At 62.2% G+C, this 26,378-nt stretch carries 26 protein-coding genes and 1 pseudogene; 18 read left to right on the forward strand and 9 right to left on the reverse strand.

From position 1 onward, the window contains the following. Positions 1 to 1,654 precede the first annotated feature (1,654 nt). Positions 1,655 to 3,172, reverse strand: a complete 1,518-nt coding sequence (locus tag N2603_RS14640) for an FAD-dependent monooxygenase (RefSeq protein WP_260389354.1) — start codon at positions 3,170 to 3,172, stop codon at positions 1,655 to 1,657. Between the two features lie 189 nt (positions 3,173 to 3,361). Next, positions 3,362 to 3,565 (reverse strand): hypothetical protein, encoded by a 204-nt coding sequence (locus N2603_RS14645; protein WP_260389355.1) that lies wholly within the window; start codon positions 3,563 to 3,565, stop codon positions 3,362 to 3,364. A 629-nt stretch (positions 3,566 to 4,194) separates the two neighbouring features. Between N2603_RS14645 and N2603_RS14650 the strand changes: the two genes are divergently transcribed. After that, a complete protein-coding gene (locus N2603_RS14650) occupies positions 4,195 to 4,533 on the forward strand; it encodes a hypothetical protein (RefSeq protein ID WP_425249005.1) in 339 nt (112 codons plus the stop codon). Between the two features lie 204 nt (positions 4,534 to 4,737). On the opposite strand, the gene N2603_RS14655 is transcribed toward N2603_RS14650, so the two are convergent. Then, positions 4,738 to 4,920 carry a hypothetical protein gene (locus N2603_RS14655; protein ID WP_260389357.1) on the reverse strand — a complete coding sequence of 61 codons (183 nt, stop codon included), beginning with the start codon at positions 4,918 to 4,920 and terminating at the stop codon, positions 4,738 to 4,740. A gap of 628 nt (positions 4,921 to 5,548) precedes the next feature. On the opposite strand from N2603_RS14655, the gene N2603_RS14660 reads away from it, so the two are divergent. Both N2603_RS14660 and N2603_RS14665 read left to right on the forward strand, forming a co-directional pair. Further along, a complete protein-coding gene (locus tag N2603_RS14660; protein ID WP_260389358.1) occupies positions 5,549 to 6,835 on the forward strand; it encodes a PBSX family phage terminase large subunit in 1,287 nt (428 codons plus the stop codon). A 91-nt stretch (positions 6,836 to 6,926) separates the two neighbouring features. Beyond that, positions 6,927 to 7,181, forward strand: a complete 255-nt coding sequence (locus N2603_RS14665; RefSeq protein ID WP_260389359.1) for a hypothetical protein — start codon at positions 6,927 to 6,929, stop codon at positions 7,179 to 7,181. Between the two features lie 161 nt (positions 7,182 to 7,342). Here N2603_RS14665 and N2603_RS14670 read toward each other — a convergent pair whose 3' ends face one another. Beyond that, on the reverse strand, positions 7,343 to 7,522 hold the full coding sequence (locus N2603_RS14670) for a hypothetical protein (protein WP_260389360.1): 180 nt from the start codon (positions 7,520 to 7,522) through the stop codon (positions 7,343 to 7,345). A 299-nt stretch (positions 7,523 to 7,821) separates the two neighbouring features. On the opposite strand from N2603_RS14670, the gene N2603_RS14675 reads away from it, so the two are divergent. From N2603_RS14675 to N2603_RS14715, 9 genes are all read left to right on the forward strand, one after another. After that, complete coding sequence (locus tag N2603_RS14675; RefSeq protein WP_260389361.1) at positions 7,822 to 8,397, forward strand: portal protein; 576 nt, start codon at positions 7,822 to 7,824, stop codon at positions 8,395 to 8,397. A 456-nt stretch (positions 8,398 to 8,853) separates the two neighbouring features. Then, positions 8,854 to 9,333: a hypothetical protein gene (locus N2603_RS14680; RefSeq protein WP_260389362.1), complete on the forward strand. Its 480-nt coding sequence runs from the start codon at positions 8,854 to 8,856 to the stop codon at positions 9,331 to 9,333. Positions 9,334 to 9,344: 11 nt separating this feature from the next. Beyond that, positions 9,345 to 10,424, forward strand: a complete 1,080-nt coding sequence (locus N2603_RS14685; protein ID WP_260389363.1) for a hypothetical protein — start codon at positions 9,345 to 9,347, stop codon at positions 10,422 to 10,424. Positions 10,425 to 10,523: 99 nt separating this feature from the next. Then, positions 10,524 to 11,042 (forward strand): portal protein, encoded by a 519-nt coding sequence (locus tag N2603_RS14690; RefSeq protein ID WP_260389364.1) that lies wholly within the window; start codon positions 10,524 to 10,526, stop codon positions 11,040 to 11,042. Then, positions 11,039 to 11,338: a hypothetical protein gene (locus tag N2603_RS14695; protein ID WP_260389365.1), complete on the forward strand. Its 300-nt coding sequence runs from the start codon at positions 11,039 to 11,041 to the stop codon at positions 11,336 to 11,338. The genes N2603_RS14690 and N2603_RS14695 overlap by 4 nt, the downstream gene beginning before the upstream one ends. 62 nt (positions 11,339 to 11,400) lie before the next feature. Next, positions 11,401 to 11,829, forward strand: a complete 429-nt coding sequence (locus N2603_RS14700) for a GNAT family N-acetyltransferase (protein WP_260424199.1) — start codon at positions 11,401 to 11,403, stop codon at positions 11,827 to 11,829. 248 nt (positions 11,830 to 12,077) lie between these two features. Further along, entirely contained in the window at positions 12,078 to 13,340 is a 1,263-nt protein-coding gene (locus tag N2603_RS14705; protein ID WP_260389366.1) for a CaiB/BaiF CoA transferase family protein, read from the forward strand. A 165-nt stretch (positions 13,341 to 13,505) separates the two neighbouring features. Then, positions 13,506 to 14,735 (forward strand): acyl-CoA dehydrogenase family protein, encoded by a 1,230-nt coding sequence (locus N2603_RS14710; RefSeq protein ID WP_260389367.1) that lies wholly within the window; start codon positions 13,506 to 13,508, stop codon positions 14,733 to 14,735. Between the two features lie 9 nt (positions 14,736 to 14,744). Continuing rightward, complete coding sequence (locus N2603_RS14715; protein WP_260389368.1) at positions 14,745 to 15,308, forward strand: flavin reductase family protein; 564 nt, start codon at positions 14,745 to 14,747, stop codon at positions 15,306 to 15,308. 25 nt (positions 15,309 to 15,333) lie between these two features. Here N2603_RS14715 and N2603_RS14720 read toward each other — a convergent pair whose 3' ends face one another. Continuing rightward, positions 15,334 to 15,801 (reverse strand): NAD(P)-dependent oxidoreductase, encoded by a 468-nt coding sequence (locus N2603_RS14720; protein WP_311741555.1) that lies wholly within the window; start codon positions 15,799 to 15,801, stop codon positions 15,334 to 15,336. Then, positions 15,781 to 16,241 (reverse strand): annotated as a pseudogene (locus N2603_RS14725) (NAD(P)-dependent oxidoreductase); the annotation flags it as partial. The pseudogene N2603_RS14725 and the gene N2603_RS14720, both read right to left, overlap by 21 nt. Before the next feature lie 178 nt (positions 16,242 to 16,419). On the opposite strand from N2603_RS14725, the gene N2603_RS14730 reads away from it, so the two are divergent. The 6 genes from N2603_RS14730 to N2603_RS14755 all read left to right on the forward strand — a co-directional run bounded on the left by N2603_RS14730 (position 16,420) and on the right by N2603_RS14755 (position 22,772). Beyond that, positions 16,420 to 17,403: an ABC transporter substrate-binding protein gene (locus N2603_RS14730; protein WP_260424201.1), complete on the forward strand. Its 984-nt coding sequence runs from the start codon at positions 16,420 to 16,422 to the stop codon at positions 17,401 to 17,403. 77 nt (positions 17,404 to 17,480) lie between these two features. Beyond that, positions 17,481 to 19,175, forward strand: a complete 1,695-nt coding sequence (gene ilvD / locus N2603_RS14735; RefSeq protein ID WP_260389369.1) for a dihydroxy-acid dehydratase — start codon at positions 17,481 to 17,483, stop codon at positions 19,173 to 19,175. Positions 19,176 to 19,295: 120 nt separating this feature from the next. Further along, positions 19,296 to 20,141: an ABC transporter ATP-binding protein gene (locus N2603_RS14740; RefSeq protein WP_260389370.1), complete on the forward strand. Its 846-nt coding sequence runs from the start codon at positions 19,296 to 19,298 to the stop codon at positions 20,139 to 20,141. Next, positions 20,138 to 20,923 (forward strand): ABC transporter permease, encoded by a 786-nt coding sequence (locus N2603_RS14745; RefSeq protein ID WP_260389371.1) that lies wholly within the window; start codon positions 20,138 to 20,140, stop codon positions 20,921 to 20,923. Before N2603_RS14740 ends, N2603_RS14745 begins: the two co-directional genes overlap by 4 nt. Next, entirely contained in the window at positions 20,920 to 21,687 is a 768-nt protein-coding gene (locus N2603_RS14750; protein WP_260389372.1) for an ABC transporter permease, read from the forward strand. Before N2603_RS14745 ends, N2603_RS14750 begins: the two co-directional genes overlap by 4 nt. Positions 21,688 to 21,725: 38 nt before the next feature. Further along, positions 21,726 to 22,772, forward strand: a complete 1,047-nt coding sequence (locus tag N2603_RS14755; protein WP_260389373.1) for a 2,5-dihydroxypyridine 5,6-dioxygenase NicX family protein — start codon at positions 21,726 to 21,728, stop codon at positions 22,770 to 22,772. On the opposite strand, the gene N2603_RS14760 is transcribed toward N2603_RS14755, so the two are convergent. The 3 genes from N2603_RS14760 to N2603_RS14770 are packed head-to-tail and all read right to left on the reverse strand — an operon-like array spanning position 22,769 to position 26,376. Next, positions 22,769 to 23,761: a 3-hydroxybutyryl-CoA dehydrogenase gene (locus N2603_RS14760; RefSeq protein WP_260389374.1), complete on the reverse strand. Its 993-nt coding sequence runs from the start codon at positions 23,759 to 23,761 to the stop codon at positions 22,769 to 22,771. The two genes, N2603_RS14755 and N2603_RS14760, sit on opposite strands and share 4 nt — an antisense overlap. A 3-nt stretch (positions 23,762 to 23,764) precedes the next feature. After that, positions 23,765 to 24,853 (reverse strand): NAD/NADP-dependent octopine/nopaline dehydrogenase family protein, encoded by a 1,089-nt coding sequence (locus N2603_RS14765; protein WP_260389375.1) that lies wholly within the window; start codon positions 24,851 to 24,853, stop codon positions 23,765 to 23,767. Further along, complete coding sequence (locus N2603_RS14770) at positions 24,850 to 26,376, reverse strand: class I adenylate-forming enzyme family protein (protein ID WP_260389376.1); 1,527 nt, start codon at positions 26,374 to 26,376, stop codon at positions 24,850 to 24,852. The genes N2603_RS14765 and N2603_RS14770 overlap by 4 nt, the downstream gene beginning before the upstream one ends. Between the last annotated feature and the right edge of the window lie 2 nt (positions 26,377 to 26,378).

Below are 26,378 nucleotides of genomic sequence, written 5' to 3' on the forward strand. Positions count from 1 at the left end.
CAAGGAGCGGCTCGCAACCAATTTCAGTTCGAGCCCACATACCGGGGGACATCTTGGAACGTACTACAGGGGATTTTGCGAATATCTGAAGGAGGTCGAAGCGTCTTCGAGATACAAGGCAGCTGTTGCGGGAGATCTACGTGCGTTGGACGAGTTGGCTTCTGACGTGAACGGACTCGTCGCCGCTGCCAAGTACGCGCTCGCGAATGGCCATTTGGTTGCCAATACCCCGACCGGGATGACGATTGAACATGCAAACGATGAGAACGGAAAATGGTTTGAAAATTGGAGAAAATATGCCGCCGACAATGCAGAGCAGATCCAGCAGATGCAGGAGACAGTCGATCAAATTTACAGAGGCAGTGAGTGGGACAAGGCCTTGCGTTGGCCGCTCCTCTCGCCGACGAGCATTCTCAGTCTGGCAGACAGGATCGAACTCTTGAAACAGTATGGGCGTGGCTCGCCTATCTCCTTGCAATTCAGCGCTGTCGGGCCCGTCCCCGGGCTTCCGGGCCTCGTTCCGCCGTCTGTGGATACCCGATTGCCAGGCTTCATCCCGCCCCCTGTCGAGGGGTTGAACAAGCCGGAAGGGTTTGCACCAAGCAACCCACTTCGGACTTTTGGATCGCCTGGCTTCCCAGTGGCCAATCCGCAAGGCTTTGGACAATTGCCGCCCACTACGGCCGCCCCGACAGACCCGCTGGTCCTCCGATCCGATCCGCACGCCGGAACGCCGCTTCCATTCTACGACAATTCGTTAGCCGGCGGGACATCTCTGGCGGATAGTGCTCTTCTTCCTTGGTTGGCAGGAGCGGCCGCAGTCGGTGCAGCGGCTCCCTTCATTCCCGCCTGGCTGCTTAGCATCGGAGGCATCTTAGCGCTTACGCGCGCTGCCAACGCGCAGGTTAGCCCAGACGGTGCGACGCCGGGTCCTTCCACTTCCGGCGGAGGAGTGTTCTCGACAGGAGCGCCGGCGCACAACACCAACGGCGATGGGCTTAACGTCGACAAGACGGCTAATAGCAGCGACTCTTCGGCCTCATCGGCGTTCGGGCCGCAGCTGGGCGGAGCTTCCTCGCTTGATCCAGAGGCGTCCGCACTTTTGCAGATCGCTTCGGCGCGTGGGCCACCACGCCAGCCGGCACCATGCCTGCGAAGGATCTGCCAGAAGCCGCGCCCACGCCTGCCGCCGGATCAGTCGCACCCGACGAGGTCCGCCGTCTCGCCCGCGTCAACGCGTCGAATGCGGGCAGTGTATTCTCGTCCGGGAGTGCGCCGGTCCCGTACCTGCCTTCCACCGAATTCAACGATCGGTTTGGCAGCTGGACCACGTCGACCCCTAACGGCCAGCCAACGCAGACGAGCAGGCCGATCGGTGCGTTCGCGGATGAGCCGGGCTATCTTATTCCGCCACCGATCTTCGGAGTGGATAGTCCAGGCAGTCCGCACAATGACGCTGAGGAGTGGTTCTCCCGCTGGATACGGCCGATGGTTAGACCGGAGTGAAGGTCATGGAGTCCTTATGCAGCTCAATGTCGGTCGTTTGACACGTCGGGCAAAACACCGGCAGAATGGCATCATTGAAAGAATTCGGAACAAGCCCGCGGGATGCCGCGGGCTTGTTTGTTTCGGCGGCGGGTGAGACGTTCGCGCGCTACGCCGAGCCGGGTCCGAACCACGTTGTCATCGCCTCCGCAAGTCCGCTCCGCTTCTCGTCGCCGATCCAGGCCACGTGCCCGTCGGGCCGCACCAGCACGGCTTTTGGCGCGAGGACTTGCCCGACAGCCGGGAGCTCCCACGCGCCGTCGTAACCGGCGCGGAAGAGACTGACGCGATCCGCCCAGGGCGCAATGTCGGCGTCCGGCGCCTCGCCGAAGTTCAGCAGCAGCGCCCGCGCGCCGTGCATCAGTGTGAACAATCGCAGCGGCCGGCCTTCGATCGTCAGGTCGAGATCGGGCATGCGGCGGCCGAGCAGCGCGTGCCCTTCGCCGAGATCGTAGCTTATGTCGAGCCCGCTCATCATGGCGCCGAAACGCCTGCGCGGCTCGTCCATGGCGAGCAGCTCGGACACGACCTCGCGCGCGGCGGTGAGGCCGTCCTCGGCGCGGCGGAGCAGGGTGATCTGCGCCCTGGTGTTGCGCAGCACGCGCGCGGCCACGGGATGACGCTCGGTGTGGTAGGTGTCGAGCAGGGCTTCGGGCGAGATGCCCTTGACCACCTGCGCCAGCTTCCAGCCGAGATTGACCGCGTCCTGCAGGCCGGTGTTGAGGCCCTGTCCGCCCACGGAGTGATGGATGTGCGCGGCATCGCCGGCGAGCAGCACGCGTCCCCTGCGATAGGAAGCGGCTTGCCGCGCCGCATCGGTGAAACGGGAGATCCAGGCGGGATCTTGCACGCCGAAATCGGTGCCGTATACGTCGACGAGTGCATCGCTGAGATCGCGCAAGCCGGGTTCGCCGCTGCGCTCGCGCGCTGCTTCCGTCACGACGACCAGCACGCGTCCGCTTTCTGCCTTGCTGAGACCGTGGAAACCGAGCGCGTCGTGACGCAGGCCCCATGCGGGCTCTTCCGCCATCTCGACCTCGGCCATGAGGTTGCTGAGCGTCGGATCGGAGCCGGCGAAGTCGATGCCGGCCGTCTTGCGCACCAGGCTGCGGCCGCCGTCGCAACCGACGAGATAGTTTGCGCGTAACGTGTCACCGTCGGACAGCGTGACGTCGACGCCGGTCTCGTCTTGTGCGAAGCCCGTCACCTCGCGATTCCCATAGATTGGCACCGCGAGCTGTCTGACCCAGTCGGCCAGGATGCGTTCGATGTGGCTCTGCCGCAGTGCGAGCCCGTAAGCGTGGCGGGTGGGGAGATCGCCGATGTCGAGCCTGGTCCAGGCGAAGCCGGCGAGCTGGACGATCTGTCCTTCGCGCAGGAAGCGCTCCGCGACGCCGCGCTGATCGAGGATCTCGATGCTGCGCGCGTGCAAGCCGCCGGCGCGCGTGCCGACGAGATCCTGGCCCGCGCGCCGCTCGACGATTGCGACGTCGACCTGTGCGAGCGCGAGTTCCGCCGCCAGCATCAGCCCGGTCGGGCCGCCGCCGGCGATGACGACCGCATGGCCGGCGACCGCCGCGCGCTTGTCGCTCGGTCGCGAACGGGATGTCGGAAGCAATACAGGCATGTCGTGAACCCTCGACTTGTTGGTTGGGTCGAGGCTTCTACGCGATGACAGGGGGCTTGAAGCAAGCCCCTTGCGCACCACATATTGAGCTGGGAGGAAGGGACTTCCTGTTTCGCGCGCTGATTTGACACGTCGGGCAAAACACCGGCAGAATGGCATCATCGAGATGCGCGCCGCTCGTGGCGCCGCCTAATCGTCCTTCGACAAATCGCCGGGTTTTGTGTGCAGATCGATGGTGCCGCCGTCGCCATGCACGAGATCGCGGTTGTTGTCTTCCGTTTCCCCGGTGTCTTCGATGATCGCTTCCTTCGTGGCGCGCTCCTTTTCGATGCGCGGCTTTTCGATGCGCGGCTTTGACCTCGGAAGATTTCGTGACGTCGTCTTGACTGTCATGGCGGGCCTCCTGATCGCCTAACGCGGCTTGCGCGAATTCGTTCGTTTGACACGTCGGGCAAAACACTGGCAGAATGGCATCATCGAAAGACTTTGGGTCGGCCCGCACGGAGCAATCCGCTCGCGGGCTTTTTCATGTCTTTTGGCGTGACGGCAATCGCGCGCAATACGGGGTTTGACACGTCGGGCAAAACACCGGCAGAATGACATCATCGAGACGAGTTTGGTTCACCCGCGCGGAGACATCCGCTGCGGGTTTTTTCGTCTCGATTCCAGAATCGGACGGCGGCCAAACGCATCACGGCCACGCACTCGCTTGATACGCGTTCTTGGAGCGCCGATCGGCGTGCCGCCGTCCGAACCATTGCTGGCCGGGCACGCGCGAACGTGCCGGCCCGCGGCGCCGGGTCTGTTGCCCGCGCCGCTGCGGTCTCCGGGACCGGAGATAGGGTTCGCGCCCGAAACGATTGCGCCTCATTGCGCGATCTGCCGCGCATTTCTTGTCGTGGAGAGACGATGACCGCCTACCTGATATCGCTGGCCCTCGCGGGCCTCGTTGCAATCGTGCTGTGGGAGACGTTGTCGTGAGTGAGGAGATCGAAGGTGAGCTCGAGCGTGCACCGGTCCGCTTGCCCGCGCGCGGGAAGACGTCCAGGGCACGCACCGTGACCGAGATTCGATCGCTCGCGCGCAGCCACACCAGAACGGCCATCAGGGTGCTCGTCGGCGTCATGCGCAGCGAAGACGCAACGCCGGCGGCCCGCGTCTCGGCCGCCAACGCGATCCTGGATCGCGGCTGGGGCAAGGCCGCACAGCCGGTCGAAGATGGCGAAGACGGAGTGCTCGAATTGATCCAACGGATCGAACGGATCATCGTGCACCCGGCAAGGCCGGGCGGCGGTGACGCTGTTCACGATCTTGAGACGGCGGAGATCTCGATCTGCAATCGCGCCTCGATCGACCATTGACCCGTCGGGCAAAACACCGGCAGAATGGCATCATCGACAGAAGTTGGTGTCGCCCGCGCGGACGCAGTCCGGCGCGGGTTTTTCGTTTTGATGCCTTCGGCTCGGCTAGTGCTTTGTCTGCTTACCGGCCCGGCCTTGTCCGGCATAAGCGCGCTGCACCTGGTCGCGGCAATAGGACAGCTTTCGGCCATAGACGGTAAAATGTCAGTCGTTGATGATCCAGAGGATGACGGTCTTGTCGTCGATCTTCTTGAACATCAGGTTGGCACCGGCCTTGGGGTGCCATTTGTCGAACGCCTGGGCGGCTGGCCCTTGTGCGAAGGCGGATGATGCGAATGTCGCCAGCATCGCATGACTTAGAATTTTGAGGACCGACCATTTCGTCACGCAAATCTCCCGTGCCTCATCAGTTCGAACGGTTGCGCGCGGCCTACTCCGGCGTGTGAGATAGTTAGGCAATTATCGTGAGCTGAGAAAGTTTGCCGAAGCTGCGGATCGCAGCGCGCAGACGGAACGCGTTCGCCTACGTCGCTTGAAACGGAGTTGAGTATGTCCTTGGAAGACATGATGCGAAGGATCTTGCAGCCTATCGGGGGTGTGCCGCCCCATGTCAGGAGCGGGTATGGAGAGACGACCAAGAGACCGCCGGGCTCATCCAACCCGCATCGCGTTATCGACTTCAACTATGTCGGTGGACGAGAGGCTCGTCTGAACAAGAGCAATCTACCAACGCCAGGCACGTGATTCTTACGAGAATGCCCGCGAGAGGACCGCACGGATCGGCGTTCGATTCAGAGCCGGTAAAGGTCCCGAACATTGGCCCTGCTTCGACGCTTCCGCCTGCCGTGCAGAAACAGTTCGGAGGGCTTCTCGGGATTTGGCCGCCATTCTCTGAAAGCGCGCCCTCTCCTGAGCTGAACCAACCCCGGCAAGGACAACCCGACACTCCTGGCACCGAAGACTGGTCCGCGATGTGGCGCAGGCGCACCGGCCTGCCCTAGAGCGAGCGCATCCATTGTCCATCCTGAAAATTCCGACGGCCAAGATCTTCGAGCCGCTGCTGCAACCCGCGCGCTACAAGGGCGTCTACGGCGGGCGCGGCTCCGGCAAATCTCATTTCTTCGGCGAGCTTCTGGTCGAGACTTGCCAGGCCGAACGTGGCACGCTCGCGGTCTGCATTCGCGAAGCACAGCGGACGCTTGCGCAATCGTCGAAGCGGCTGATCGAGGGCAAGATCGCAAGTCTCGGTCTCGGCCACGGCTTCAAGCCGTTCAGCGACAAGATCGAGACGCCCGGGGACGGGCTGATCATCTTCCGCGGGCTTCAGGATCACACAGCCGACTCGATCAAATCCCTGGAGGGGTTTCGCATCGCCTGGATCGACGAGGCGCAAAGCCTGAGTGCGCGCAGCCTCGCGCTGCTGCGGCCGACGATCCGCGCCAAGGACTCCGAACTGTGGGCGAGCTGGAATCCGCGGCGCAAGAGCGATGCGATCGACGATTTTCTGCGCGGGCGGCGGCCCGACGGCGCTGTCCTCGTCAAGGCGAACTGGCGCGACAATCCCTGGTTTCCCGACGTGCTCGAGGAGGAGCGCTTGCTCGACCAGAAACTCTATCCGGAGCGCTATGACCACATCTGGGAAGGCGAGTATGCACGCGCCTTCGAGGGCGCTTATTTCGCCTCACTGCTGTCGGACGCGCGCGCGCAAGGGCGGATTGGGAGGGTTGCTGCGGATCCGCTGCTGCCGCTTCGCGCCTTCATCGACATCGGCGGCGCGGGCGCCGCTGCAGATGCCTTCACGATCTGGATCGTGCAATGGGTCGGCAGCGAAATTCGCGTTCTCGACTACTATGAGAGCGTCGGCCAGGTGCTGGCCTTTCACGTCAACTGGCTGCGCGCGCGGGGCTATGACCGCGCGATCCTCTATCTGCCGCATGACGGCATCGCCGCCAACAACATCACGGGCAAGCGCTACGAGGATCATTTGCGCGACGCCGGCTTCACGGTCGAGCCCCCGGTGAAGAACCAGGGGCCGGGCGCCGCGATGATGCGGATCGAGGCGCTGCGGCGGCTCGCACCCCAGCTTTGGTTCAACAAGGAGACAACCGAGCCCGGCCGCGAAGCGCTCGGCTTCTATCATGAGCGCAAGGACGAGACGCGCAACATCGGGCTCGGCCCCGAGCACGACTGGTCGAGCCATGCCGCGGATGCGCTGGGATTGATGGCGATCTGCTACGAGCAGCCGGGCAGGGCAGCCGCATTCAACCGGCCGATCCGCTATGCCGAGCAGGGATGGGTGTGAGTGATCGGCCGGCTTGCGATAAAACCTGCGGTTGACGATGTTCCCGTTATGTTCTATGAGGTGTAATCTCTACCGCTGCGCGAGTTTTGCAATGTCAGCGTTTGGAATACTGGTCGACCTGATTGGATATTCGGTCGCGCGAGCTTCCTTGCCGGTCCTTTCATTCGGCTGGATCTATGTCGAACCATTCAGCGCAACTCCGCAGCCGTTGCAGTGGCCGTGGTATCGTAGTGATGCGAATGGACGTGTCGAACTGCGGCAGGGCGCTGCCGGCTGGATCGGATTTGGGATCTGTATTCTCGTGTTGCTGGCCACGGCGTTGGGTATCCACACCGCTTTCAGGTGAGCCAAAAGCCGGACGTGGTCCCGGATGACAGGAGACAAGGGGCGTCAAGTTCAATCGAGGTCGCCTGATCTGCGTTGGCCTCTATACGTCTTATGTTCTGTTCATGCTCGCCGTGGCCTATCTCGCACATGACGGCAAGACGCGCGGATTTTTTCTGGCGCTCAGCGCCCGGAAGCGCCGATGGTGGGCTGCTGGTCAACTATTATCCCGTCGTTGGCGTCGGCGTGTATCTCGTGAGTATTGCCGTCGCCTATTTGTCCGGATGCATCCTCGAAAAGATCATCCTCAGCACCGCGCCGACGCTGAAGCGTATTGATAATTGGTGGTTCGATCGGGTCCACCGGGCGATCGATAAGTCGCGGTTGCCTGGTGCTGCACGTCGCATCGACATTCGCCGGCTGACCCGGCACTCGGCTCCGAATGCGACGGACGTCTTCACAACCGGTACTTCGCCAGTGCCATACTTCCAGTTTTTTGACTCAACGAGCGATTTGGCGGGTGCGGTACGCACTCCAACGACGGAAACGGCGCGAACGACAAGACCTGGTTTGCCCGCCAGGTTTGGCTATTTAAGGTGTCGCGCTGAGTTACTACGTGCCCGTTCGCTGCTGCGAACAAGTGCTGATCGGAAAGGTTGTTCATGCCGAAAATGCCAATCTCCGAAGTGAAGGCGATGCTCGCCTCCGAGAAAGCCAACGCGCTTGCCGCAATGTCGGCCGCGCGGCTTGCCGAGGAGCGCGCCGATGCGATGGACTATTATCTCGGCGACATGCGCAAGGACATGCCGGCGCAGGACGGCCGCTCGCGCGCGGTGTCGACCGATGTCGCCGACACCATCGAAGGCCTGATGCCGTCATTGATGGACATCTTCGCCGGCTCCGACGAGGTCGTCCGCTTCGAGCCGGTCGGCCCCGAGGACGTCGCGGCCGCGCAGCAGGAGACGGACTATGTCAATCACGTCTTCATGCAGCAGAACGGAGGCTTCATGGTCCTCTATTCCTTCATCAAGGATGCGCTGCTGTCGAAAGCCGGCATCGTCAAGGTCTGGTGGGAGGAGCGGGAGGAGGAGAGTCGCGAGACCTATTACGATCTCACCGACGATCAGTTCGCACTGCTGGCCCAGGATGTCGCGGAGTCGAACGGCGCGATGAAGATCGTCGCGCACACGATGAATGCTGGAACGGATCAGCCGGACATATCCCAGGGCGCGTCCTGAGCGTGCCGCCGGAAGAATTCGGCATCGAGCGCAGTGCGCGCGGCATCCGCGATTGCAATTATTGCTTCCACGAGGTCGTGACCAAGACCGAGGTCGCTGCTGATTGCGGAGGGCTTTGATGCCGTCGAGATCAGGTCGCTACGGCCGCATACCGGAGCGACCGAGATCGAGACGCTGGCGCGCGATACGGTCGAAGAGCATTTATCCGCGGCCCCGGCGGCGCCGGCGCCACGGCGCGGCTGGTGCCCGTCACCGAGCACTATGTGCGGATGGACTATGAGGGCATCGGCAGCCCAAGGTCTCGTTTGACGATGTTGCTCTTTTGTTCTACTAAATCATAGATGGTGGTGCGGAGCGCACGCTCCTATACGGCGAAAGATGTTGGTGCGGTTAGTTGGCCGCTTTGCATCGCGAACGATCGAGGCAGCGTACACGCGATTCCCGAAGGATGAGCAGATGAAGTATTGGCCCGGAGAAGCACTTGGAATGCCGAAGTTTCCGATACTCAACATTCTCGCGCTTCTGGCAATTGCTCTCATAATCTCCGGATGTTTCTGGTCCGGGCCGTGGCCTCGGGTCGATGTCAATATTGAGGGATTGGGCGAAGGTGAGCTGGCGAAATTCGTTGGCCGCAACACCTACTATGACGCCGATGGACTTCAGCAACGGACGAAAAAGTTCATCATCGAGCGGACGTCCGCCAAGGGCATCTCTCGCGAGGATGCAGAAGCTCTTGGTTTGCAGTGCGCCCCGGCGCCCAGCAAGGAGTGCAGCTATTCGGGCGAATATTGGGTTCGAAGCGACCAGCGATATGTCCCGCGCGATGGTCCCGATTACGGAGCACGAGCAGTTTATCATGTCGACGTGCGGCTCTCCTATCTGAAGCCGCATGACGCCGTCGTGCAAGCTTATAAACGCTACGTTCCCGATGAATGAGCAGGTGGATTATGGCGGAAGGCCAATATCGTATCGTCAAGGCCCAACTTCCCCTTATCGGTGGACTTGCCGGTCACAATTTTCTTGCGCTGATCGACCCGGATGGGAATGTCATGGGGGAGCTGCACGGTCTGGCGACGGGGGCAGACGGACTTCCCAAGCCGATCGGGCATTTGCCGTCGGATGAATTGAAGGGGTATCACGACCAGCGCTTTTACAAGCCCAACTTCGCTCAGACCGAGTTGGCCTCCGGCGATCAGGCCGAGATCATGAAGAGGTGGAATGCCGGCAGGGCCGTCCTCGACAAGATAAATGCGCGGAACATCCATTATCCATGGATGGGGCTCGGGCAAAACAGCAACTCGTTTGCGAGCACGTTGATCGCTGCGATGGGCTTGAACGAATCGTCGATGCGCGGTGGCGCCTCCGTGGTCCCGGGCGCCAGGAGTATGTTGCTAGACCCGAAGGATATTCAGGATATCCAGCGTCAGTTCAACATCGGTGCGGACCCTTCTGGGGATGCACCGGACTCAGGTGAGCAGCCAGGCGGTGTCGATCAGCAGAGCCCTCTCGATTCGGCGAAACGACCGTTCGGTTCTGTTGGAGCACCAGGCGGCCGCACAATTGCACCGCCGGCTCGCGCTCCACGTTCCCTGGTCACGCCGCCGCAGGACTTGCCCAGCACTGCAGTCTCCGGCGCGAAAGGTCCGACGTCGCTTGGTGGGCCTAATGGTCCAGCACCATTGACGCCTCCTCGCCCGCGCTCGCAAGCCCCTACGATGCCCGTGCCGGCGGGCAATCCGACGCTGCCGCCGTTGCAGTTCGCGTCCGATCAGTTCAGTTCGCCTGCGTTTCCTCCGACACGATTTCCACTCGAGGCGTTGCTTGCGCCCGATCGCAATCGCGCGTTGGATCAATGGGCCTCGTCTTCACCGCAGAGAGACCCATCTCCGCCCGCGCAACGCGCTTCTGCCGACCTCCCAGGCGAGGTCCCTTCGATCACACGGCACGTTCCATCCGATCTCGATTGGCCGCCGGCCGGCGGACTGCTCGGCATGATCCAGGAATACATGCGCAATCACGGCTATTAGCCGCTGCTGCCCTTCTGCCGCCTATCTGCGTGCGGCAAAACCTGAGAGTTCAATCGAAACATGCCCGTTCCCTTGCTAGCCCCGGCACCATCAGTGCCGATGGGTTCTCTTGTCACGCATGACGTGACCATCGTCACCACGCGCAAGCTTGCGCAGGCGCGGGTGATGGGGGTGCCGCCGGAAGAATTCGGCATCGAGCGCGGTGCGCGCAGCATCCGCGACTGCAATTATTGCTTCCACGAGGTCGTGACCAAGACCGAGGCGCAGCTGATCGCGGAGGGCTTTGATGCCGGCCAGATCAGGGCCTTGCTGCCGCATACCGGCACGACCGAGATCGAGACGCTGGCGCGCGATACGGTGGAAGAGCATTTGTCCGCGACAGCCGGCGGCGGCAACGCCAATTCGGCGGCGCGGCTGGTGCGCAGGTACGAGCCCGACAAGCTGATGGGCTATTGCGTGGCGCTTTATTTCGCAAAGCTCCTGGTCTGGGACAAGGTCCTTGGCTTCGGTTCGACTGACGCGCTGGCGGGATTTGCGGCGATCACCGCCAATCTCGTGGTCTCCTTCTACTTCGCCAAGCGCGGTTTCGAGAATGTCGCAAGGATCATCAAGCGGTGAAAATGCCAGAGGACGAGATCAGGGCAATTGTTGCGGAAACGCTGGCCGAGCAGCACAGGCTTCAGCAGGACAGCATCGACGCGATCGTATTGAAGGCGGTGGCGTCGGTCATGGCCTCATTTGGAATTGAAGATGATGATCGGAAGGAAGTCAGGGCAGACTTCCAGCATCTGCGGCGCTGGCGGAAGAGCGTGGAGCAGGCGCAGAGCTATACATTCAAGGCGGTGATCATGGTTATTGCTACCGGCCTGATGGGCGCTGTCTGGCTCGGTGTCAAAGTTATGTTGGGCAAATGAGCCGCGCGACGACCGCGTTGCAGTCGCTCGACCCGAAATTGTTTCCGTCAATGAGCCGCTCCATGTACAGAATTGGCGTCGTCGATGCGGACGATGAAGAGATCATCGAGACCCTCAGCGATCTGCACCGGCTCACATTCTTCGATGGTGCGGCCGTGCCTCGGTTCGAGTTGGGCACCTGGTGGCTCGCCTATCACGATGATGACCCGGTCGCCTTCGCCGGCGTCGTGTCGTCGACACATGCACGAAACAGCGGGTACTTCTGCCGGGTCGGGGTCATACGGCGGCATTGGGGACGTGGTCTTCAACTCAGGCTGATGCGGGCCATCGAGGCAAGGGGCCGGCGCGTCGGATGGGATAGTATCGTTTCCGATACGACGAGCAACTCCGTCTCTGCCAATAACTTCATCAGGGCTGGCTATCTGCTGTACGAGCCCGAGGTGCCCTGGGCCTGGTCGCATACGCTGTACTGGAAAAAGCGGCTGCGCTGAGTGGCGCGCGGGGTTTCCCGTGATGCGGAACGTGGCCCCGCGACGTAGAGCAGAGCGGCGAGCACGAAATGCGGTGCAGCCTTGTATGCCCAATGTGTCGAGGGGCCCGGCAGCTTGATGGCTGCCGGGCCCCTTTTGCGTTTTCAGGTATGTGGTTGAAGCACTTGCGAAGTTGGTTGCGCCGCGCTTTAAGTTTGCTCTTGCAGGAAATTCGGCGACCATAAGCCGATGTTAAGGGAGCGCCACCGATGTCCACCAAGCCTCAATTGCCGGAACGTTCGTCGCGGGTCACGGACGGTCCTGCAGCGCTCGATGGTCTGCTGGTCGTCGATTTTACACGCGTGGTTGCTGGTCCGGCCTGCACGCAGACACTGGCTGATTTCGGTGCACGCGTCATCAAGATCGAGAACCCGGATGGCGGTGACGATACACGCGCATATGAGCATGCCGAAATCGGCGGCGAGACTGCTGCTTATCTTAGCCTCAACCGCAACAAGCGCGGCATCGCACTGGATCTCGCTGTGCCTGAGGCCCGCGAGATCGCCCTGGATCTGATCCGCAGGGCCGACGTGGTTGTCGAAAATTTTTCGAGCGGGGTCATGAAGAAATTCGGCCTTGACTACGACACGGTCGCGCCGCTCAACCCTCGGCTGGTCTATTGCTCGATATCTGCCTATGGGCGCTCCGGGCCGTTTGCCGCGCGCCCCGGCTTCGATCCCATCACCCAGGCGGAAAGCGGCTTCATGTCGCTCAACGGATTTGCCGATGGTCCCGCGGTGCGCACCGGCCCGCCCATCGTGGATATCGCGACGGGAATGACAGCCTGTAACGCCATCCTTCTCGCTCTGCTGGCGCGGGATCGGCTGGGCCGCGGCCAGCACGTCGAAGTCGCCTTGTTCGACATCGCAATGGCGATGACGGGCTTTTATGGCATGGCCTATCTGATCAACGGCCAAAATCCCGGGCGGTTTGGAAATTCGCCGAGCGGATCTCCCACCGTCGGCGTCTACGAGGCTTCGGATGGGCCACTCTACATGGCTTGCGCCAACGACCGTCTCTATCGCCGGCTGGTCGTCGAGGTGCTGAACCGGTCAGATCTCATCACCGATCCGCAATTCGCAACGCGCAAAGCGCGTTCCGAGAACAAGGAACTCTTGCGGGCAACCATCGCGGAAGTCTTTGCAAGCGATACCCTCGAGAACTGGATGGCGAAGATGAAGCTGGCCAATATCCCGGTCGGCTATCTCCGTACCGTCGAAGAGGGCTTTAACGCACCCGAGGCCCGCGACCGCCATCGCCTGAGCCGGATTCCGCATCCTACCGCCGACTGGGTCCCGAACATCGAGACGCCGATTACCATGAGTCTAACCGCCGCGATCGATCCCGTGGCCGCACCTCTGTTGGGCGAGCATACCCTGGACGTCTTGCGTGACACGCTTGGTTACGACCAGCGCCGGATTGCGGAATTCGTCCAGAGGGGAGTCTTCGGATTAAATAAACCTTCGGTTTGAGCCCCGAGCGGTTGACCTCGTGGGCTGGCGTCGCGCGGCTTCCAGATCGTTGCTTCACGATGCCGGTCCGCGATATCGCCTCCTTTCCGACAGCCGGGTTCGGAGCGATCGGCTTGATTTGGCGATAATCCCGCCGCATAAATGTGGGAAAGTGAGGGATGCGGAATGGCGCCTGGTCAAGAGCCGAGCGTGGGCCAGCCTGAGGGGCCGGGATCCGGCGAGCGCGCTTACGCCGCAATGATCGCGAACGCTCGGGCGCTCCTGCCACGACTGCGAGAGAGAGCTGCCCGAACCGAAGAGCTCCGGTACCTTCCGCCCGAGACCGAACGGGATCTGCACGACGCCGGTCTGTTCCGGATGCTCCAGCCCAGGCGCATTGGCGGTGCCGAGCTCGACTATGTCGCCTTGATTGATTGCGCCGATCTGCTTGGGCAGGCGGATGCGTCGGTGGCCTGGAATCTCGCCAATCTGGCGAGCCATCACTGGATGCTCGGCATGTTCGAGCAGAGGGCGCAAGATCTGGTCTGGGGCCGTGATCCGGATACGCTGATTGCCTCCTCGTTCATCTTTCCAGCCGGCCGCGCCACGAGGGTCAAGGGCGGATACCGGTTGCATGGAAGTTGGCCATTTTCTTCCGGCGTCGCGTCGTGCGAATGGAACATGCTTGCAAGCGTGGTCTCCTCTGAAGACGAGGCAGATGGCATCGAGTACCGGATATTCCTGCTTCCGAAGGGCGACTATAGAGTCCTCGACACCTGGAATGTCGCCGGGCTGCGAGGCACGGGCTCTTGCGACGTGGAGGTCCGGGACGCCTTCGTAGCCGACGATATGACCGTCGCGGTTGGCGAGCTAACCGGTGGCCGGCCGCCGGGAAGCAGAGTTAATTCCAATCCGCTGTATAAGTTACCCGTGTTCTCGCTATTTCCTTACGTCTTGTCCGGTGTTGCGTTGGGAAATGCCCAGGCGTGCCTGAACGACTATACCGAGGTCGCGCGTCATCGCATTTCCACCTACAACCGTGCCAAGCTGAGCGACTTTCAGAGCACGCAGATCAAGATCGCGGAGGCTTCCGCCAAGATCGACGCTGCGCGCCTGATCATGCGTTCGGCTTGCATCGATGCCATGGAGAACGCAAGGCGTGGCCATATTCCAGATATGTCAGCCAAGACCCGATATCGGCGCGACGGGGCCTTCTCGGTGAACTTGTGTACAGATGCGGTCTCGATGCTGTTTGCGGCGAGCGGAGCGCGCGGCTTGTTCACGACGGGGGTGTTGCAGCGGCAATTCCGCGATGCACACGCGATCAACTCACATCTCGCCTTCAATTTTGATGCGGCTGGAACCAACTATGGACGCGTGGCGCTAGGCCTGCCGTCCGAGAATCTCACGCTGTGAGGCCGGCCGATGAATGATCTGCCGAAGCAGCCGGCCGTTCCCGATCCAGCCAACGAACTTGCGAGCGACAGCTCGCCGATCGATCCCCGCGATTTTCGAAATGCGCTGGGCACATACGGAACGGGCGTAACGATCATCACCGCCACGGCGGCGGATGGAAAGCCGTATGGCATCACCTGCAATTCATTTGCATCGGTCTCCTTGAATCCGCCTCTGGTCCTCTGGAGCCTCGGGGTCTATTCCTCAAGCCTGCCGGTGTTCCAGAACGCCAGCCACTTCGTCGTCCATGTCCTCGGCACGTCGCAACAGGCGCTTGCGAACAAGTTTGCAAAATCGTCCGAAGACAAGTTCGCCGGTGTCGATTGGGCGCCGGGCCTCGGCAACGCTCCGGTGCTCGCCGAGAGCGTTGCCAGTTTTCAATGCCGTTCCGTCAACCGCTATTATGGCGGCGATCACGTGATCTTTCTCGGAGCAGTCGAGGCCTATGTCTACAATGCCAGGGAACCTCTGCTGTTTGCGCGGGGGGCATATGGCCGGTTCCTGGCCGATGATGAGCGCAAGAAGTCGCCGTAAGGGACCTCTGGTCGTATTCGGAAGCTCAATGTTCTGTAGCTGAGAGCTTATAGATCTCCAGCGCGTCCGCATCCGCGCCGCGCGCGGCCTTGGCCAGCCTGAAAAGTTGTCCGGCAAGCGTCGCCATCGGCACCGGCGTTGACGTCGTCTGCGCGAGCGCGGCGACCGTATCGAGGTCCTTGAGCATCGTGGCGATGTGACCGAGCGGCGGGGAGTGAATGCCCTGGACCATCCGTGGCACGAAAAGCTGAAGCGGAATGGAATCCGCAAAGCCACCGGCGAGCGCTTCGGGCAACCGATTGGCATCAATTCCTGCGTTCACGGCAAGGCGGGTTGCTTCAGCGAGGACGGCCATCGCGCATCCGACGATCACCTGATTGCACAGCTTTGTCGTCTGACCCGCGCCGTTGGGTCCCATATGGGTGAACCTCCGTGCCATGGCGAGGACGTAAGAGCGCACCCTCTCGACGTCGGCAATGTCTCCGCCTGCCATGATTGCAAGCGTGCCCTCCTCGGCGCCCTTGGTACCGCGGACACGGGTGCATCGATCCAGCCTGCGCCGTTGGTATCCTTCAATCGGCTCGCGAGGTCGCGCGCAGCGTCGGGATGGATCGACGAGAAGTCCACGACGAGCTTGCCCGCACCGGCTGCGGCCGAAAGGCCTTCAGCTCCGAATATCACCTCTTCAACCGCCGCGGCGTCCGTCACACACATAAAGACGATATCCGCGTTCGTCATAACGTCGCGGGGGGTAGTTGCGCGCCGTGCACCAGCTTCGACGAGCGGAGCGACCTTACTTTCCGAACGGTTCCACACTGTGACCTGATAGCCAGCCTTGAGCAGGCGGCGGGTCATGGGCGTTCCCATCAACCCGAGGCCGACATAGCCAAGCCGCTCGGCGCCCTGCGGGTTTGTCCTGCTCGTATCAGCCATAGGTTGCTTCCTCCTGTCGCAGCGCAATGGCGCACGACCGCCGCCATACCATACATTGCGCGCTCTCGGACGAAACCGGGCCGGCTTGCATGGCTTGCCTGATTGTTTGAACCATGAAACATTTGGGTCGGTCGGGTTGGGTGGCGCCGGTCGGCGCCGGAGCAACGGAGTGGGCGCGATGCGAACGGTTTCGAGGTTGATGCTGGCAACAGGGGCGGTAGCGGCCGCGATTGCGGTCGCGGCTCCTTCACGGGCGCAGCAGACAATCCGCGTCGGTTGGACGATCCCGGCCGAGGAGTCCAAGTACTGGATGATGCGCCGCCCGGCTGAATTCCCCGATATTGGCAAGACCTACAACATCGAATGGACCCAGTTTCAGGGCACCGCGCCAATGACGCAGGCATTGGCGGCGGGCGCTCTGGATTGCGCGACGCAGGCACCGCTGTCGCTTTCCAACGGCGTGGTGGGCGGCAATCTCAAGGCCTACATCGTGGCGCAGCATGTCTTCGAGAAGCCCGGCGGCTTTTCGGTCTATTGGGCGGTGATGGATGACTCGCCGATCAAGACCATCGCCGACCTCAAGGGCAAGACTGTCGGCATTTCCGTGATCGGCGGCGGCACGCAGGGGCCGTTCAACCTGCTGCTGAAGCAGAATGGCATCGATCCGGCCAAGGATATCAAGCTGGTCGAGGTCGGCTTTGCTGTCTCTGAAGATGCGCTGCGTCAGGGCCGTGTCGACGCGGTCAACATGAACCAGCCGTTTGCCGCGCGCGCAGAAGCGAAGGGCGGGACAAGGAAACTGTTCTCGCTGTCGCAGGCCATGCCGAACATCGTGCACATCTTGGAAGCCTGCCGTGCCGATTTCGTCGACAAGAACCCGGAACTGGTCAAAGCCTATGTCCGTGACATCACGTCGGGCATGAAGAAGGCTCTGGCGAACCGCGAAGAGACCTTGAAGGTCGTGTCCGAGGTACTGAAGGCTCCCGTTCCGGTTCTTGAGACGTACCTGCTCAAGGAGAACGACTTCGGCCGTGACCCGGGAGCTGCGCCGAACTTCCCCGCCATTCAAAAGATGCTCGACATCTACGCAGAGACGGGAATGCTGCCGAAGCTCGACGTCGCTCAGTTCAAGCATCCGACGATCGTTGCACCGCTGCAATAGGTGGTCGAACGAACTATCTGGAGAGTGAGATCGCAACGTCCCGGTCGCCCTGGACATTGCATGAAGAAGATGCACGCATGAAGAAGTTGCGATCACGGGTGACGACGGACGGGCTCGACCGGGCGCCGCACCGCGCTTTCATGCGCGCGATGGGCCTCGACGACACCGCGATTGCCAGGCCGATGGTCGGCGTCGTCAGCATGAAGGGCGAGCAGACGCCCTGCAACATGACTCACGATTTCCAGGTGGCCGGAGCAAAGACGGGAATCGAGGAGGCCGGCGGGACGCCGCGCGAATTCTCGACCGTGTCGGTCTCCGATGGCATCAGCATGAATCATGAGGGAATGAAGTTTTCCCTGTTTTCGCGCGAGCTGATTGCCGACTCGATCGAAGCGGTCGTCCATGGCCTCGCCTACGATGCGTTGATCGGATACGGCGGATGCGACAAGACGCTTCCCGGCGTGATAATGGGCATGGTTCGCTGCAATGTGCCGTCCATCTTCATCTATGGTGGCAGCTCGCTGCCGGGGCGCGTCGATGGGCGGACCCTCACGGTGCTCGACTCCTACGAGGCCGTCGGCAGTTTCATGACCGGTGAGATCGACGCGGCCACGCTAGAGCGGATCGAGCGTGCTTGCCTACCGACTATCGGTGCGTGCGCGGGCCAATTCACGGCGAACACCATGGGGATGGTGTCGGAGGCAATGGGCCTGACCATCCCCAACGTGTCGATGGTGCCCGGTATCTACGCCGAGCGTGCGCAGATCTCGCGCCGCGCCGGACGCCTAATCATGGAGATGCTGGAGCGCGGCGGACCGCTCCCGCGCGACATCGTGACGCGGAAATCCCTTGAGAACGGCGCCGCGATCGTTGCAGCGACGGGCGGCTCGACCAACGCTGCGTTACATTTGCCAGCCATCGCCAACGAGGCCGGCATCGCATTCACGATCGATGATGTCGGCGAGGTTTTTGCCAGGACACCGTTGATCGGAAATCTGCGGCCAGGCGGCAAATACACGGCAAAGGATGTCTACGATATCGGCGGTGCTGCCGTGGTGATCCGCGAGCTGATCCAGAGTGGCCATGTCGATGGTAGCTGTCTGACCATCACAGGCCGAACGCTCGCGGAGGAATATGCCGCTGCCAATGCGCCTGATGGAGAAGTCGTTTACGCCTCGCGCACCCCGATCATGCCGGATGGCGGTGTGGCGGTGCTGAAGGGTAATCTCTGCCCGGACGGTGCGGTCATCAAGGTCGCAGGGCTGAAGAGCCAGTTCTTCGAGGGCGTTGCGCGCGTATTCGAAGACGAGGAAGCCTGTGTCAAAGCGGTTCGTGACCGCAGCTACAGGGCGGGCGAGGTTCTCGTTATCCGCAATGAAGGGCCTGTCGGTGGCCCCGGCATGCGCGAGATGCTCGGGGTCACTGCGTTGATCTACGGCCAAGGCATGGGCGAGAAGGTGGCCCTGATCACCGATGGCCGGTTCTCCGGTGCCACCCGCGGCATGTGCATCGGCTATGTCTCCCCCGAAGCGTTCGTGGGCGGTCCGCTGGCGCTCGTTCGGGACGGCGACAAGATCCGGATTGACGCTGCAAACCGGCGGATGGATCTGTTGGTCGACGAGCAGGTACTCTCGGCACGCCGACGTGATTGGAAGCAACGTCCGCCGCGTCACCGTGCGGGTGCTCTCGCAAAATATGCGCGGCTGGTCGGGCAGGCGCCAGGCGGGGCGGTTACGCATGAAGGCCCGGCAGAATGGCCCTGGTTCGAATGACGGGAGCGTGGGCGACGAAAATGGCCGCAGTCTGGCAAGTTTCTTGCTAAGCTCGGGCCGCTGATGGAGGACATTCAGCAAACTGGTTGTGCGATGTTGCACGCGTGAGGTGAGAGCGGGATGAATGTCGTGCCTTCGAGATCGAGCGAATGGGTGAGACCGGTGACGTCACAAAAGCCGGCTTCTGCGATCATCGAGATCGAGAGCGTCTCACAGGTTTTCCAGACCTCGGCGCGCAAGGACCATTTGGCGCTGTCGGACATCTCACTGACGATCGACGAAGGAGCTTTCGTTTCCATTCTCGGACCGTCCGGCTGCGGCAAGTCGACACTGCTCTACATCGTCGGAGGCTTTGTCAGCCCAACCAGTGGCGCGGCGAAGATCAAGGGACAGGCGATCACAGGACCCGGTCCGGATCGCGGACCGGTCTTCCAGGAGTTTGCGCTGTTTCCCTGGAAGACGGTGTTGGGCAATGTGATGTACGGGCCGCGCCAGCAGGGTGTGCGGGCGAGCGAGGCCGAAGCGCAGAGTCGCTCGCTGATCGAGATGGTCGGCCTCAAGGGCTACGAGAGCTTCTATCCCAAGGAGCTGTCGGGCGGCATGAAGCAGCGCGTCGCGCTCGCCCGGACACTCGCCTACCATCCCGAAGTCCTGTTGATGGACGAGCCGTTCGGCGCCCTCGACGCTCACACCCGGACGCGTCTGCAGAACGATCTCCTGAACATCTGGGAGCGTGATCGCAAGACGGTGTTGTTTGTCACCCATTCGGTCGACGAAGCCGTCTTCCTATCCGACAAGGTGGTGATGATGTCGAAGTCTCCCGGTCGCATCCGGCAGATCATCGACATCGATTTGCCGCGACCGCGACGCCGTAACGAGCTGCTGCTCGACCCGCGCTACCAGAAATACGTCGTGGACATCGAGCGCATGTTCGATGAGAGCGACGGAGCCGGGGGACCCTCATGATGTCGCCGGCCGCCGTGCTCAAGCGTGCCGCCCCGGTGCTTGCCTGCATCGGGCTATTGGCAATATGGCAGGCCGCTGCGCTGGTGCTGAAGAACGACAGCTTTCCAACGGCGATCGAGGCGATCCGCGCGATCCCCGACATCCTTGGAGACAAGGAATCGCTGATCAACATTCTGGCCTCGCTTCGTCGCATGGCGATGGGGTTCGGTGCCGCCGTGCTCTTTTCGATTCCACTTGGCTTGTTGATGGGGCGCAGCCGAGCCGTCGCAGCCTTTTTCAATCCGCTCCTGATGGGGATCTATCCGGTCCCGAAAGCAGCCTTGATGCCCATCATCATGCTGTGGCTGGGCGTCGGCGACGTCACAAAGACGCTGGTGATCTTCCTCGGCGTCAGCCTGCCTGTGATCTATCACAGCTTCGAGGGTGCCAAGGCGGTGGAAGAGAAGATGCTGTGGTCAGGCGCGGCGATGGGTCTCTCATCCCTGCAGCGCTTGGTCCGGATCGTGCTGCCTGCCGCACTGCCGGAGATCCTGACCGGATGCCGCACGGGATTGGTGCTGGCGCTGATCACGATGATCACCAGCGAGATGATCGCCCGTCAGTCGGGTGCGGGCAACATCCTGTTCAATGCGCTCGACATGGGGCAATACGACACCGTCTTCGCGATGATCATCATCGTGGGAGCAATGGGCATCTGCCTCGATGCGATCTTCGAGCGGATCCGCGCCAGGCTGGTACGCTGGTCCGAGCCTCAGTTCGATATGCCGCTGAGTTTCTCATGACATCGCGCCTCATCTCGGCAAATCTCCTCCTCGGGCTCGCGCCGATCGCTCTGGTGATCGCGGTCTGGCAAGGTCTGGTGTCGTTCGGCTTCGCGCCCGCAGTCTTGCTGCCGCCGCCGGGTTATGTCTTCAGCCGGTTGCTCCAACAGCTCGTGACGTGGACGTTTCAGCAGGAGATCGCGGCGACCCTGATCCGGCTGTTTGCCGGGTTTGCGATCGCGGTTGTGCTCGGCGTCAGTATCGGCATCGCCGCTGCCGCCAGTCCGGCAATCAACGCCGTGGTTCGGCCGATCGTGCGGGTACTGGCGCCGTTGCCCAAGGTCGCGCTCTATCCTGCACTGCTCTTGCTGCTCGGATTCGGCCACGGATCGAAGGTCACGTTGGTGACTGCGGACGCACTTTTCCCCATTCTTTTGTCGACCTACTATGGCGCATCGACTGTCGAGCAGAAGCTGATCTGGTCGGCTATGGCGGCGGGGACGCCGCGCTACGAAATCCTGTTCAAGGTGGTATTGCCCGCGGCGATGCCGTCGATCCTGACCGGCTGCCGGATCGGCCTTGTCATTTCCTGCATCGTGGTGTTTCTGGCTGAGATGATCACGTCGACGGACGGGCTGGGCCATGCCCTCGTCACGGCGGCCCGGACGTTCCAGGCCGTCGATATGTTCGTGCCGCTGATCACGATTTCGCTGCTGGGGTTGCTTCTAAATGCGCTGTTGGGCGCCTTGCGATCGTATCTCTTGCGGGGCTTTCCCGAAGCGTGATCTGACTGAACAAGAAACCACGATACCGGGAGTGAAGCATGCTGGCCGATCGCATCGAGGCAAAATGGATCGACGCATTTTGCGAGATTTTTGAGCGATGCGCCGTCAAGGCGGGCGATACCGCGGCAATCCTCTCGGAAACCCAGTCGCGCGCGTTGAATGTTCATCTAGCCGAGCTCGCGCTGCTGCGGATGGGCGCACGGCCGTTCCATGTGGTGATGCCGACGCCGCGCAACCGAAACATCGTTCCGGTCCGCTCGACTGGGGCGAGCGAGGCGATCCAGAAGCTTGGTCCGGTCATTACCGCACTTCAACAGGCCGGCTTTGTCGTGGATTGTACCATCGAAGGCCTGATGCACGCGGTGGAGACGCCTGAAATCCTCAAAGCCGGGGCGCGAATCCTTGTGATCTCCAACGAGCACCCGGAGGCGCTCGAACGGATGGTGCCGGACCCCGCGCTCGAAAAGCGCGTGCGCGCCGCGGCGAAGATGCTGCGCGGAACCAAGCGCATGCGGGTGACCTCGAAGGCTGGCACGGCGCTCGACGTCGATATGGTCGGGGCTTCAACAGTCGGTGTGTGGGGCTGGACCGATAAGCCCGGCACGCTGGCCCATTGGCCCGGTGGCATCGTGGTCAGCTTCCCCAAGAGCGGGACGATCAACGGCACGCTGGTGATGGCGCCCGGCGACATCAATCTCACGTTCAAACGTTACCTGACCTCGCCGGTGAAGATGACGTTGAAGGACGATTATGTCGTCGAACTGGAAGGCGAGGGCACGGATGCCGCGATGATGCGCGCCTATCTCGCCGCCTGGGGCGATCGCGAGGCCTACGCCGTGTCGCATGTCGGCTTCGGCATGAATCCGGCCGCGCGTTACGAGGCGCTGTCGATGTATGACCAGCGCGACACCAACGGCACGGAGATCCGTGCCGTCTCCGGCAATTTCCTGTTCTCCACCGGCGCGAACGAATTCGCCGGCCGCTACACGGCAGGGCATTTCGATCTGCCCATGATGGGAACGACCATTGAACTCGATGGCGTCGTGGTGGTCCGGGAGGGCGTGCTCCAGGATGTCTTCGGCTAGTTGCGGTCGAGCACGGGCGGGCGAGCCAGATCGAAATGCCGGAGCAGGTCCACCATGGCCTGCAGCCGCTTGACCCGATAGGCATCGATGTCCATGCCTGAATAATCGAGAAAGCCGGCGCCCGTGCGGAGACCGATCCGGCCCTCGTGCATGTTCTTTGAAATCACTTCCGGCGCGCGATAGCGATCGCTGGCGAGTGCGCCTTCGAGGTAACGGCTCGCGTAGTACAAAATGTCGCCGCCGCCCCAGTCGATGAATTCGAGCAGCCCGAGTACGGCGTAGCGGAAGCCGAAGCCGTAGCGGATCGCCTTGTCAATCTCTTCGGCGCTGGCGACACCTTCCTCGACCATGCGCGCGGCCTCGTTCATCGCCAGCGCCTGGATGCGCGGGACGATGAATCCGGGCGTCGCCGCGCAGACCACCGGTACCTTCCCAATGCCTTCAAGCAGTGCCTTGACCTCGTCGACGATGGCGGGATCGGTGGCTTTACCGGGCGAAACCTCGACCAGCGGGATCAGATAGGCCGGATTGAGCCAGTGCACGTTGAGAAAACGACGAGGGTTAATGATCGCGCCGGAGAGATCGTCGACGAGAATCGTAGATGTCGTCGAAGCGATTATCGTGTCCGGACCGACCTGCCTCGAGGCTGATCCCAGGACCTCTCGCTTGAGCTCAACGACTTCTGGAACACCTTCGAAGACCATTCCGGCCTCGGACAGCGCTGCGCCGCTTTGGCTGGCCGGCACCACCGACACACGAGCGATGAGGGGATCGACATCTGCCTCGGTGAGCAACCCCAACTTTGACAGGCTGGAAAAAGTCTTCCTGACTTCCCCGATTGCGTCTGCCTCCAGCTTGGCGAAATCTTCCGCTGAACGGGCCTTGACGTCGATCATCGTCACCGTATGCCCGGCATAGGCGAATGCGACGGCGATGCCGCGCCCCATGCGGCCGGCCCCGACACAGGCGATGTTAGCGCGACGGGTCATCGATCAAAATCCATTGCGAAGCAGCGTCTGCAATTCGGCCCTGCTGAAGCTACCAAGGCCAAGCGTATCCAGCGTTCGGCCGCCTTGTGCGAAATCCTCGTCGCAGATCGCACCGCCGATTGCCAGGAAAGCCCTTGCAAGCGGCGTCGCCACGCCCGCCAGGGCGGCGACGGAAACCAGCAGCGACAGCCCAAGCCGCAAATCCTCTCGCATGTAGCGGTGCTCGGCCAGCACGATGCGTTCGCGCCAGTCGCCGGAATCGGTCAGCCGGTCGTGCGAGCCGCGGCCATACATCCAGATCTCACCTTCCCTAGCGTAGTGATGCGCGAGCGGAAAATGCGGTGCGCCGTAGTCGAGCGCCTCGCGCACCGCGATCCGTTCGGCATCGAGCGCGTCGGTCACCCGGCGGATCGCGGCTTGCGTGCCTTCTTTGTGGATATCCCACCTTTCGAAGTGCTCGATCGGGCCCGCATTCATCACGATCAGCGGTGGATGGATGATCGGCCCCGCATTCATCAGCGCGCCGGACAGCGCATCGCCGCATGGCTCGATCGCATCGGGGAAGGCGCGTCCGATCACTTCGAGCGCGTGCGGCGCCTGATCCAGCGGAAAGACGCCGACCGGCAGCCGCTTGGCGCGGATGGTGATTGCGACCTCGAATGGCCCGTGCTTGCGGGTGAGCCAGGGCAGTGTGCCGGTCTCCGCAAAGCTCGCAGAAGCCTGGTTGCCGGCCTCCCGTGCGGCCTGGGCGAAGATCATCGAGCCGAATGTTGCCGGCGGCAGAAACACGACCTGGCCGTCCCGCAAATGCGGGGCGAGCAGACGGGCAATGTCAGGCTGCGCGAAGGCCGGGGCCGGGCAGAGGATCAGTTCAGCGCCACTGATGGCTTCGGCGATATCGGTCGTGACCATCGTCAGTTTCACGTCGTGGCGGCCGTTATGGTCCTTCACTACGATGCGCGAGCCGGCGTCACGATGTGCCGCCACCTGGTCTGCGTCGCGGCGCCAGAGTCGGACGTCGTGCTCGGACAAGGCAAAATCGCCTGCGGCCGCGAAAGAGCCGTTTCCCCCACCCAGAACCGCAATCTTCAAGATGCTTCTCCTTGCGCGCGCGACTGCGCATCAAGCTGCTTGAGCAGGAAATGCTGGACCTTGCCCAGCGCCGTACGCGGCAGGTCGGTGACGAAGACGATGTCACGCGGAACCTTGTAACGCGCGAGCTGTGCCTGAACATGCACTCTCAGTTCGTCCGCTTCGAGCCGGCATCCGGACCGCCGGATGACATAAGCGATCGGCACCTCGTCCCAGCGCGGGTCTGGCCGGCCGATCACGGCGCATTCGCTGACATCGGGATGCTCGAGCAGAACGCGTTCGACCTCGGCCGGATAGATGTTCTCGCCGCCCGAAATGATCATGTTCTTCTTGCGGTCACGGACCCAGAAATAGCCCTCCGCGTCGCACAGGCCGATATCGCCGGTGCGATACCAGCCGTCGTGCAGCGCGTCTCGCGTGGCATCCGCATTGCCCCAATACTCGAAGAACACGTTGAGGCCGCGCACCGCGATTTCGCCGGGCGTGCCGGCCGGCACTTCGGCGCCGGCTTGGTCGATCACCTTCGCCTCGCAGCACAGGCCGGCAAGTCCAGTCGATCCCGCACGCGAGAGATCGCCGCCAAGCCGCGTGTAGATTGCGATGGGGCAGGTTTCCGTCGAGCCGTAGACCTGAAGGACCGGCACGCTACGCTCAACAAAGCGGTCGATCAGGTGAGGCGGCACGATGGTCGAGCCCGTCGCCACAGCCTTGAGTGAAGATACATCGGACGTAGGCCAAGCCGGATGCTCGCTCACAGCCTGGATGATCGCCGGCACCATCACCGTTAGTGTCGGCCGTTCGTTTTCGATAGCGGTAAGCGCCGTGTCTGGCGTAAACCGCGCATGGATCGTGACGGTTGCGCCGAGCTGAAGCGCTGGCGTCGTCTGGATGTTGAGGCCGCCGACGTGAAAGAACGGCAGCACGGTCAGCACATGATCGTCAGACGTCATGTTGTGCATGTGCTGGCTCATGACGCCGTTCCAGAACAACGCTTCCTGGCGCAGTACGGCGCCTTTCGGCCGTCCGGTCGTTCCTGACGTGTAAACGATCAGGAGTGGGCAGGAGAGATCGGTGTGCGGGTTGCGGCCGCTGCCGTCGCTGCGGGCCAGCAGGCTTTCGAATGTCGTGCCGCGTGGTGGCGTAAAGTCGAGGCCGACGATAGATGTCGCTGGTGCAAGTTCGGAAAGAACTCCCTCAAAGGCCTGCTCGAGCACCAGCACCTTGGCACCAGCATCGGTGAGAATGAAGAGCTGCTCGGCGACCGCCAGCCGCCAGTTCAGCGGAACCAGCATCGCGCCGAGCCGCGCGCAGGCATAAAGCAGAACCAGGTAGTCCGGCCGGTTCAGGCTTAGGATCGCCACGCGGTCGCCGCGGCCGACGCCGAGCTCCTGCTTCAAAGCCGTGGCCGTCCGCTCGATGCGTGCGGCGAATGCCGCGTAGCTCAGCCGTTCCCCTTCGAAGGCAATGGCTATCTTGTCTGGCGCGAACGCCGCGTTGCGGTCGATCAGACTACAGAGGTCCACTG

The organism is Bradyrhizobium huanghuaihaiense, assembly GCF_025200885.1.
In the GTDB taxonomy this organism is placed as follows: Bacteria; Pseudomonadota; Alphaproteobacteria; order Rhizobiales; family Xanthobacteraceae; genus Bradyrhizobium; species Bradyrhizobium huanghuaihaiense.